This is a genomic window from Stakelama pacifica (genome assembly GCF_004361835.1).
GTDB lineage: Bacteria > Pseudomonadota > Alphaproteobacteria > Sphingomonadales > Sphingomonadaceae > Sphingomonas > Sphingomonas pacifica.
In genome coordinates this window covers 19,882-29,413 of sequence record NZ_SNWD01000023.1, presented here as the reverse complement: position 1 = coordinate 29,413, position 9,532 = coordinate 19,882, and the positions used below count along the sequence as shown (strand labels likewise).

Here is a 9,532-nt window from a genome sequence, read left to right as displayed (position 1 = left end):
AAGCGTTCCGTGTGGCCCGCCGCGTCGGTGAAGTGGCTTCTACGCATACACCCCACACCCGTCAAACCCTTTTTGAAACTTTTCCGACATCTTTTTAAAAAAGACTGGTTTTCCGCGGGTTTTGGCGTCTTTAACGATATCGGTGCATAGCCTTTTCGCATGAACGACACCCCGAATCAGCCGAATCAGGCTTCCGAATCGTTAAGGAATCAGGTGCGCAGCGCCGTTATCTGGCGGTCGGGAACGCAGATTCTCGGGCAATTAATCACCTGGGCGTCGACATTCCTCGTGATTCGCATCCTCAATCCCGCCGATTATGGCCTCTATGCGATGACGCAGGTCGTGCTCGTCCTGCTCAACATGCTCAACGGCTATGGTCTTGCGAGCGGACTCATTCAGCGCGAATCGGTCGACCGCCATGCGATGCGCCAGATTTTCGGGATGCTGATTCTGGTGAATCTGGCGCTGGCGATTCTTCAGGTAGCGCTTGCGCCGCTTGCCGCCGCCTATTTCCGCCAGCCGATGGTGGCGCATATGCTTCGTGTCGAGGCGCTCATCTATATCACCACGCCATTCATCGCCTTCCCCTTCGCACTGCTCGCGCGCGACATGGAGTTTCGGCGTCAGGCGCAGGTCAATTTCGCGTCCGCCATCTCGGGTGCCTGCGCAGCGCTCGCCGGAGCCATGGCGGGGCTGGGCGTATGGACCCTGGTGCTGGCGCCGATCACGCTGTTTTCGGTTCGCGCGATCGGGATGATGTGGGCGGCGCGGGCATGGATGCGACCGAGCTTCGACTTTCGCGGCGCGGGTAGCCTCGCGCGCTATGGCGGACTGATGGCGGCGGGGCAGATTTTCTGGTTCGTGCAGAGTCAGGCGGATGTATTCATCGCCGGGCGTCATTTCGACCCGCACCTGCTGGGCATCTATACGACCAGCCTGTTCCTCACCCAGATCTTCGTGTCGAAGTTCGTGCCGCCGGTGAACGAAGTCGCCTTTTCCGCTTATGCCCGGATTCAGCAGGACAAAAGCGCGGTCGGCTATGCCTTTGTGAAGTCGGTGCGCGTCATCATGGTCGCTGCCATGCCATTTTATCTCGGCCTTGCGGTCACCGCCGAGCCGCTGGTCGCCGTAATGCTGGGCGCGAAATGGATCGAGGCCGGGCCGATCGTCCGGCTGCTCGCGCTCGCCATGCCGTTCATGACGCTTCAGGTGCTGTTCGCCCCTGCAAGCGATGCGATGGGGCGGCCGGGGATCAGCGCGCGGAACTCTGCCACAGGGGCGATCCTGTTATCGATCGGATTTCTGGCGGGGGTCCGCTGGGGCGTCACCGGCCTCGCCGCGTCCTGGCTGGCAACCTATCCCCTCTACCTATTCATCTCGGCACGACGAACGCTTCCTGTGATCGGCGCGCGGTGGCGCGCGGTTGGAGCCGCTATTGCGCCGCCGCTGCTCGCTGCATCCGCGATGGCTGCGCTATGCCTTATGGTCGATGGCGCATTCGCGCAGACGCTGCCGCCGGTTTCGCGGCTCGCCATTCTGGTTGCCACGGGCGCAGCGAGCTATGGCGCGTTGCTGATGCTGTTCGCCCGCTCGCTGGTGGCGGAAATATGGGGCCTTGTCCGGCGCTGACGGATGCCGCTTATGCCTGTCGAATATAATCGCGCATCGCATCGGCCTCTTTTTCGATCCGGTCGATTCGATATTTGACCAGATCGCCGATTGAGACCAGCCCGATCAGCCGACCGTCCTGCACCACCGGCAGATGGCGAATCCGCCGCATGGTCATTACCGCCAGCGCGTCGAGTACCTTATGCTCGGGCTCGACCGTCACCGCAGGCGACGTCATCAACGCGCGCACCGACCGGGCAAGCGCTTCGGGGCCTTCTTTCGCCAGACAATAGATCATGTCACGTTCGGAAAAAATGCCCGCCACTTTACCGCTTTCCATGACCGGCATCGCGCCGATCTTTCGCTGTGCGAGTAAGGTGACCGCATCCGCTGCACTGGTATCTGCATCGACGGTGAGCACGTCATTGCCCTTTCCCGTCAGGATCGCCGCGATAGTCATCGCTTATTCTCCTCTCTCCTAAGAGAAGCTTGAGGATTTCACGTTTCGGCCCCAATTGAAAGCCATGGACCCGAACGAATTTTCACCGCTGGAGGATCGCCGCTATGCCGAGCTCGCCTGGGCGCGCTACCGGACCATCCTGAAATGGATGGGTGCCTTCTCCGCACTGGTCGCGGTGGGAAGCGTGCTGCTGCTCTGGTGGTGGCTGGGCGCAATGCGGCTGCACCTTGCGATCGCGACCGGGCTGGGCGTCGGCCTGTCGATCATGATGGCCGCCGCGCTGATGGGGCTGGTCTTTCTAAGTTCGGGGTCCGGCCATGACGAAGCCGTAGATCGCTTCAACCGCGATGCCGAAGAAGAGGCGCGGCGTCATCACGGTCAGGAGTGACGGGCCGCCTGCGGCGGGCACCGGCGCCAATACGCAAAAGGCCGGCACGCATCCGCGAACCGGCCTTTTCTTTAGCGGAACCGAAGCGAATCAGGCTGCGTTCGACGCTGCCTCATCCTCATCGCTTACCTTGCGCGTGCGACGGCGGCGCGGCTTTTCCTCATCATCGCTATTGTCGCTGGCAAGCTTCGGGGGAAGGCGATCGGCATCGATGCCCTTTGCCTCACCCTCGCCCGCATCCGCGTTCGGTTCGCGGCGCGGACGGCCGCGGCGACGCGGCTTGGCTTCTTCCTCGCCTTCGCTCACAGCAGGAACGGCGGCCTCTTCGGTTTTGCGCGTGCGCGGTTTGGCACGGGGGCGCGGTGCCTCCTGCTCTTCCTGACGCTCATCGCCATCGCCGGAATCGCGGTCGGAGGAATCGCGGTCGCTATTGCCCGGATGACGGTTCGACCGGCCGTTACGACGGTCGTCCCGACGATCGTCGCGCCGCGATTCTTCGCGATCTTCCGAATCGAAATCCTGATCGTCGCCATCGTCGTCCGAATTATCGTAACGCTGGCGTTTATTCTCTTCCTGGCGCTGGCGATTGTCGTTGAGCACGCGGAAATAATGATCTGCGAATTGCAGATAATATTCGGTGTTCACACGATCACCCGACATCTGGGCATCGCGCGCCAGATTCTTGTACTTCTCCAGAAGCTGGGCGGCATTTCCGCGATTGCGGCTGTCGATACGGTTGCCGTTGTCGCGATTATTGGGCGAACGCTGTCCCCCGCGGCCGCGACGGCGGCCGGCCTGACGATTGGTCATCAAGATATCAAAGTCCTGTTGTCAAAAACGATGTCCCTCGATCCATCCTTCCCGGATGCGAGTCATACTCGCGAGACAGCCGCCGATAGCGACCAAACCTCGCCTGCCATGGCTGCCGGACTGCAGCAGCGCACATGACGTTGAATTAGGGCAAGCCCTGTTTCCGAACCGTTTAACAGGTTGTCGGTACTTTCCCCTGACCACAGCCTTAGCGGGTCGCCGGACATTATCCAAGGGGAAATATGTTGCTCTTTTCTTGCATTTCAAGCGAGGATCAGTGCGCGCGGTCGCCCGCCAAGGTCGGTTCGGCACGTCACGGCGAAATTCTGTTCCCGCATGAGAGCGCTGACTGCTGCCTCCTGACCCGCCCCGATTTCAAGGATCGCGATCCCGCCCGGCGCCATGACATCGCGCAACTGCCCGGCGAGAATACGGTAATCGTCGAGACCGTCCTCGCCAGCGAACAGCGCCTCATGCGGTTCATATTCGCCGACCTGCGCATCAAGCAACGCGCCGCTTTCGACATAAGGGGGATTGCACAGCACCAGATCGAAGCGCGCCGCCACGCCCTTCGCCCAGTCGCCCTCCCGGATTTCCGCGCGTCCCGGCGCGATCCGCATGGCATTGCGCGTCGCAAAGCCGCGCGCGACGTAGGAGCGCTCGACCCCCAGCCCGCTCGCTCTCGGCCATTGGTCGAGCGCGGCGAGCAGCAGCGTCCCCGGCCCGGTGCCGAGATCGAGAATCGTCGCGGGGCCCGCCGCACCGAAATGATCGAGCGCCGCCTCGATCAGCGTTTCGCTATCGGCGCGCGGCACCAGCACGCCGGGTCCGACCTCCAGCGTGATCGTCCAGAAATCGCGCTTGCCGGTAATATAGGCGGTCGGTTCCTGCGCGCTCCGCCGGGCGAGCAGCTGCGCAAAGCCGTCGGGCTCCGGATCGTCGAGCCGGGAGAGGATCAGCGTGTCGCGCGATAGGCCCAGCGCATGCGCCATCAGCAATTCGGCATCGAGCCGCGGCGTGTCCGAAACCCCGCGCAGCGCATCGCCGGCGGCGAACAGCGCGGCGCGAACCGTATCGCGCATCGTGTCGGGCATGGCGGCAGGATCGTCACGCATGGGGGTAGGCCTTTCGCCGCCGATATTCCCGATCTCGCCCGAAACGAACGAATTCGCGGGCGAGCTTATGCCGATTCTTCGAGGCTGGCGAGTCGTTCCGCCTCATCTTCAGCCACCAGCGCGCCGATCAGCTCATCCATCTCGCCCTGCAGAATTTCGGGCAGGCGATGCAGCGTCAGGTTGATACGATGGTCGGTCACCCGGCCTTGCGGAAAATTATAGGTACGAATTCGTTCGGACCGATCGCCTGATCCGACCATGGATTTTCGCGCGCCCGCCCGGTCGCTCGCCATCCGCTCGCGCTCGGCCTCGTACAGGCGGGTGCGCAGCACCTTCATCGCCTTGGCGCGGTTCTTGTGCTGCGATTTTTCATCCTGCTGAGTCACTACGATTCCGCTCGGAATATGCGTGATCCGTACCGCCGAATCGGTTGTGTTGACATGCTGCCCCCCCGCTCCGGAAGAGCGATAGACATCGATGCGAAGATCCTTGTCGTCGATCTGAACATCGACTTCTTCGGCCTCGGGCAGCACCGCGACCGTGGCTGCAGAGGTATGGATTCGCCCGCCGCTTTCGGTCACCGGCACACGCTGCACCCGGTGGACGCCGCTCTCGAATTTCAGCGCGGCGAACACGCCGGTGCCCGACACGGTGGCGATGACTTCCTTGTACCCCCCCGCTTCGGAAGCGCTGGCCGAGATCAGCTCGACCCGCCAGCCCCGGCTATCGGCATAGCGCTGATACATGCGCAGCAAATCGCCCGCGAACAGCGCCGCTTCGTCGCCGCCCGTCCCGGCGCGGATTTCGAGCATCGCCGAACGTTCATCGGCGGCATCGCGCGGCAGCAGCGCAAGCGCCAGCGCCCGTTCCGCGCCGGCAAGCGCGTCCTGATTGTCGCTGAGTTCGGCCGAAGCCATTTCGCGCAGCTCGGCATCGCTGTCGCGCGTCATTTCGGTGAGGCTCTTACCCTCATCGCGCAGGCGGCGAACCTCTGCCGCAGCGCGCGCCACCGGCTCGATCTCGGCATATTCCTTCGACACCGCGACGAATTTGTCCGACGGCAAGTCGCCGGTCGCCATCATCGCCTGCAACTCGTCGCGCCGCGCCTCAATGGCGGCGATTCGGTCTGCCGGAATACGGGTCACGCGTCCGCACCTTCCCTCGCCCGTACACCCGCGAAAGCGGGAGTCCGGAGTGGTCGAACGAAGCTGCTGCCGCCCTGGGCTCCCGCCTGCGCGGGAGCACTGCAGGAAGTCGACACGCGGATCATCGAACGCCGCTTTCCCTCGCCCGTACTCCCGCGAAAGCGGGAGTCCCGCGCGATCGGGCGAAGCGGTTGCGACTCCGGGTTCCCGCCTGCGCGGGAGCACTGCAGGAGCTCGGAACAAGGGTCATCGAACTTCGCTTCCCTTCGCCCGTACGCCCGCGAAAACGGGAGTCCAGAGCCTTTGGACGAAGCGCCTGCCGCCCTGGGCTCCCGCCTTCGCGGGAGCACGTAATGAAGACGTATATCGGTCATGCGGTACGCAGCGCTTCGGCCAGCGCATCCAGCGCGACCGGCTGCTGCTCCCCGGTCGCGAGATTCTTCACCCCCGCCTCACCGCGCGCCAGTTCGTCATCGCCCAGGATCACCGCATAGCGCGCGCCGAGCGCATCGGCCTTCGCCATGCGCTTCTTCATATTGCCGCGAAACGCCATATCGACGGCAAGGCCCGCGCGGCGCAGCGCCGCCACGACGCCCTGCGCCTTTTCCGACGCAGCATCGCCAAGCGGAACCACCACCGCATCGACGCCCTGCGCCTGCGGCTCATCGATCAGCATCGCCAGCCGCTCGATCCCCGCCGCCCAGCCGACACCGGGAGTCGGATTGCCGCCCAGCGTTTCAATGAGCCCGTCATAGCGGCCGCCCGCGAGCACAGTCCCTTGCGCGCCCAGCCGGTCGGTGACGAATTCGAACGCGGTGTGGCGATAATAATCAAGGCCGCGCACCAGCCGGCTGTTGCGCGTCCATGCGACCCCGGCCGCATCAAGCCCGCTCGTCACCGCTTCGAAAAAGCTGCGCGCTTCGTCCGTCAGATAGGCATCGATATCGGGCGCCGAATCGGCGATCGGGCGGTCCGCAGAGTCTTTGCTGTCGAGGATGCGCAGCGGGTTGCGTTCCAGCCGCGCCTTGCTGTCCTCCGACAGCGAATCGCGATGCGCCGAGAAATGCGCGACCAGCGCAGCGCGCCATGCCTCGCGCGTCTCGGCATCGCCCAGCGTGTTGAGCTGCAGCGTCACGCCGTCCGCGATGCCCAGTTCGTGGAGCAGCTGATCGGCGAGCACCAGCAATTCGACATCGGCGGCGGGCTCGGCCGCGCCGAGTATCTCCGCATCGATCTGATGAAACTGGCGATAGCGTCCCTTTTGCGGGCGTTCATAGCGGAACACCGGCCCATGCGTCGCAAGCTTCATCGGGATGTGCTGCTGCCACCCCCCGGTGACGAAAGCGCGCGCGATTCCGGCAGTGAATTCGGGGCGCAGCGTGATCGAATCGCCGCCCTTATCCTCGAAACTGTACATTTCCTTCGACACGACATCGCTGGTTTCGCCCATCGAACGGGCAAACACGCCGGTCGCCTCGAAAATCGGAATTTCGAGCCGCTGAAAACAGTACAGCGCGCGCACGCGCTCGAACGTATCGACGACGCGGGCGAAGCGCCGCTGATCGTCGCCGAAAATATCCTGGGTGCCCCGGATACGGTTGGGAGTATCGCTTTTTGCCATGAGGAGCCGGTATCTAGGCGAGGCTTTTGCCGGTTGCCAGTGTTAATGACTTGAACCGCGAAGCCGGTGCGTTTAGATGCACCGCTCTGACGCGCGGGCGGGTATAGCACAATGGTAGTGCAGCAGCCTTCCAAGCTGAATATACGGGTTCGATTCCCGTTACCCGCTCCACTTTAGCCCAGCAGCCGCAGAAAACCGCCACTGAGAGGCGGCCATGCGAACCAATGCTCACTCCACGGGACACAAAGCCGTTCACCGGTACGCCCGGCTCTGCCCTCCCCTCGCCAGCCGGGCCTGAGCGATGCAGCGCCAGACCTATCTGCTGCGCAAGGGCGCTCGCTACCACTTCCGTCGGCGAATCAGCTTAGATGGCGGCTGCGGCCACACTATAACTGTCCCTCTGACAACCGCGGAGCCGGTCGAGGCACGACATCTCGTCCGGCGCCTCGCCGTCAAATGGGACGAAGTGACAATGCTGATCGCGCAGAATTTCGAACGTGGAACGCTCACCATCGACGAACAACGCAGCCTCATGCGCCAGGCGCTCGAGGATGAACTCGCCCATGCAACGCGCCATCTTGCGCTCCCCGGCGCGCGCGAAGCGGACGACCCCGCCTATCGCAAGATTCTGATCGCGGCCTACACGATCGTGGCCGACGTCCCGCACGATACGGCGGCGCTGACCCGCGAGCAGATAGAACGCCATTTCGACGACAGCTGGTCCGACGCCGAGCGCCAGCTGCTCCTCAAGACGCTGACGCTCTATATCACGCCGATGTGCGTCAGCCGGTCCGAGGCGCAAGACGCCCTCAAGGCGCTCGAGGCACCGGTCAACGAGGGCACGCTCGCCGAAGCGCGCCGGATGCTGCTCAGCGGCCGGATCGAAGCACAGCGGCGCGCCAGTCTTGCCGATCACCCGCTGTTCGTCGATCGCGACGTGCCGGCGCACTATCTTCTCGACGATGCGCTGGTCGAACAGGCGCGGCGGGTCGAACCGATCCGCCCTAGCCTTGCGCCGGTTCCCACGCCCGTCGCCACCAGCCCCGCCGTCGCCGCGCAGCCTGACGACAGCGGAAATTGTCTGTTCGCGAAGATCAGCACGGTCCGCTTCAGCGAGCAGATCGACGAACTGCTCGAAATGGTCGTCGATCAATTCGACTATGCGCCCGACAATGGCCAGCGCCGTGCCGTGTTTGAGCGGTTCGCATGGATCACCGGCGACAAGCTGCTCCACCACTATGAGCCGGCGGACATCCAGAACTATGTGCGGAAGATGGCTGCCATTCCAGCGACCTATCGGTTCGGCGAACTCGGCAAAGCCGGATTGATGGCCAAAACGTTCAACGAGGCAATGTTCGATGTGCCGACCGATGAGACACGGCGAAGCAAGCGGACGATCAACCGCGACCTCAGCATTCTCGACAAAGCTTCGCAAGTCCTCGCCAAGGATGCATGGCTACCGCGCTACGGCACCGGCATGGTGATGAATTTCCTCGCTGAATGGCGCAAAGTTCCGAATGATCCGGCCGATCCCAAGCGCATGCCCTGGACGCCAGAACATCTGCGCGCCTTATATTCGCTGCCGCTCTGGCGCGGTGGCGGCGGCTCGACCCGACGTCTCAAGCCCGATTCCCCACCCCGCATCTATCAGGACGCGGCCTACTGGCTCCCGCTTTTCGGCACCTATATGGGCGTATCGCGCGAAGAAGGCGCAGGGTTCGAAGTCGTCGATTTCAACTTCGAGTGCGAAGTCCCATACGCGCTCGTGCAAGCCAACATGACGCGCTCCAAGGACGGCAAATCGAAGGGCGGGCTCAAACGGCCGTCCCGGCACCGCGTCATGCCACTGCATCCTGAGCTTCTCCGCCTCGGCCTCAAAGATTATGTCAAAGCGATCGCGGCTGAAGGCTACGACATGATTTTCCCGGAGCTTTACGTCGATGCTGCGGTTTCCGGTGAGCGAGGCAAAAAGGCACCGGCGAAGGGTGGCCGCAGGTTCTACGCGATTAGCTGGTGCTATCTCATGGATGCGACCCACGGGCTGCTTCCGCTCCCTGAATCGAGCAGCGGGAAGAAGGCCGATTTTCACAGCCAGAGGACTTATAGCAATTCGGTGCTCGCCGACCCGGACGTGAGCAAGAGCATCATCGCAGACCATATGGGGCACGCGCGAGCAGGCACTGGCGACCGTAACTATCTCCGCCGGGCGCTTACGCTAGGCGAAGTGCAGGAACTGAAAGAGCGCCTGGCGGTGATGGTCCGACACATGCCGATCGTCACCGATCACATCGAACGGGCGCCGGTCAAACTCCTCCATATCAACAAGCGATCGCGCGTCGGATCTGCACCGGGCCGGAACGCTAAGCTGAAATTCTGCCAATAAAC

The 9,532-nt window shown here is 63.2% G+C and carries 8 protein-coding genes and 1 tRNA gene; 4 read left to right on the top strand and 5 right to left on the bottom strand.

The window, feature by feature from the left end:
* Positions 1-159: 159 nt before the first annotated feature.
* Positions 160-1,629 (top strand): lipopolysaccharide biosynthesis protein, encoded by a 1,470-nt coding sequence (locus EV664_RS18695; protein WP_133497168.1) that lies wholly within the window; start codon positions 160-162, stop codon positions 1,627-1,629.
* Positions 1,630-1,639: 10 nt separating this feature from the next.
* On the opposite strand, the gene EV664_RS18690 is transcribed toward EV664_RS18695, so the two are convergent.
* Complete coding sequence (locus EV664_RS18690; RefSeq protein WP_133497167.1) at positions 1,640-2,068, bottom strand: CBS domain-containing protein; 429 nt, start codon at positions 2,066-2,068, stop codon at positions 1,640-1,642.
* A gap of 64 nt (positions 2,069-2,132) precedes the next feature.
* On the opposite strand from EV664_RS18690, the gene EV664_RS18685 reads away from it, so the two are divergent.
* The gene (locus EV664_RS18685; RefSeq protein ID WP_133497166.1) at positions 2,133-2,456 is read left to right on the top strand and encodes a hypothetical protein; all 324 of its coding nucleotides are present in this window, start codon (positions 2,133-2,135) and stop codon (positions 2,454-2,456) included.
* 90 nt (positions 2,457-2,546) lie between these two features.
* On the opposite strand, the gene EV664_RS18680 is transcribed toward EV664_RS18685, so the two are convergent.
* From EV664_RS18680 to hisS, 4 genes are all read right to left on the bottom strand, one after another.
* Positions 2,547-3,266 carry a DUF4167 domain-containing protein gene (locus tag EV664_RS18680; protein ID WP_308423543.1) on the bottom strand — a complete coding sequence of 240 codons (720 nt, stop codon included), beginning with the start codon at positions 3,264-3,266 and terminating at the stop codon, positions 2,547-2,549.
* 263 nt (positions 3,267-3,529) lie between these two features.
* Positions 3,530-4,348: a peptide chain release factor N(5)-glutamine methyltransferase gene (gene prmC / locus EV664_RS18675; RefSeq protein ID WP_133497172.1), complete on the bottom strand. Its 819-nt coding sequence runs from the start codon at positions 4,346-4,348 to the stop codon at positions 3,530-3,532.
* Positions 4,349-4,446: 98 nt separating this feature from the next.
* Complete coding sequence (prfA, locus tag EV664_RS18670) at positions 4,447-5,526, bottom strand: peptide chain release factor 1 (protein WP_133497164.1); 1,080 nt, start codon at positions 5,524-5,526, stop codon at positions 4,447-4,449.
* Between the two features lie 370 nt (positions 5,527-5,896).
* Positions 5,897-7,147, bottom strand: a complete 1,251-nt coding sequence (gene hisS / locus EV664_RS18665) for a histidine--tRNA ligase (protein ID WP_133497163.1) — start codon at positions 7,145-7,147, stop codon at positions 5,897-5,899.
* 97 nt (positions 7,148-7,244) lie between these two features.
* Between hisS and EV664_RS18660 the strand changes: the two genes are divergently transcribed.
* Together EV664_RS18660 and EV664_RS18655 are read left to right on the top strand one after the other, a co-directional pair.
* A tRNA-Gly gene (locus EV664_RS18660) sits at positions 7,245-7,318 on the top strand.
* A gap of 295 nt (positions 7,319-7,613) precedes the next feature.
* Entirely contained in the window at positions 7,614-9,530 is a 1,917-nt protein-coding gene (locus EV664_RS18655; RefSeq protein WP_133497162.1) for a site-specific integrase, read from the top strand.
* Positions 9,531-9,532: the final 2 nt, after the last annotated feature.

Coding starts and splice junctions, on each gene's coding strand:
- EV664_RS18690 (WP_133497167.1), bottom strand. CDS start 2,068: ATGACTATCGCGGCGATCCTGACGGGAAAGGGCAATGACGTGCTCACC.
- EV664_RS18680 (WP_308423543.1), bottom strand. CDS start 3,266: ATGACCAATCGTCAGGCCGGCCGCCGTCGCGGCCGCGGGGGACAGCGT.
- hisS (WP_133497163.1), bottom strand. CDS start 7,147: ATGGCAAAAAGCGATACTCCCAACCGTATCCGGGGCACCCAGGATATT.
- EV664_RS18695 (WP_133497168.1), top strand. CDS start 160: ATGAACGACACCCCGAATCAGCCGAATCAGGCTTCCGAATCGTTAAGG.
- prmC (WP_133497172.1), bottom strand. CDS start 4,348: ATGCGCGATACGGTTCGCGCCGCGCTGTTCGCCGCCGGCGATGCGCTG.
- EV664_RS18685 (WP_133497166.1), top strand. CDS start 2,133: ATGGACCCGAACGAATTTTCACCGCTGGAGGATCGCCGCTATGCCGAG.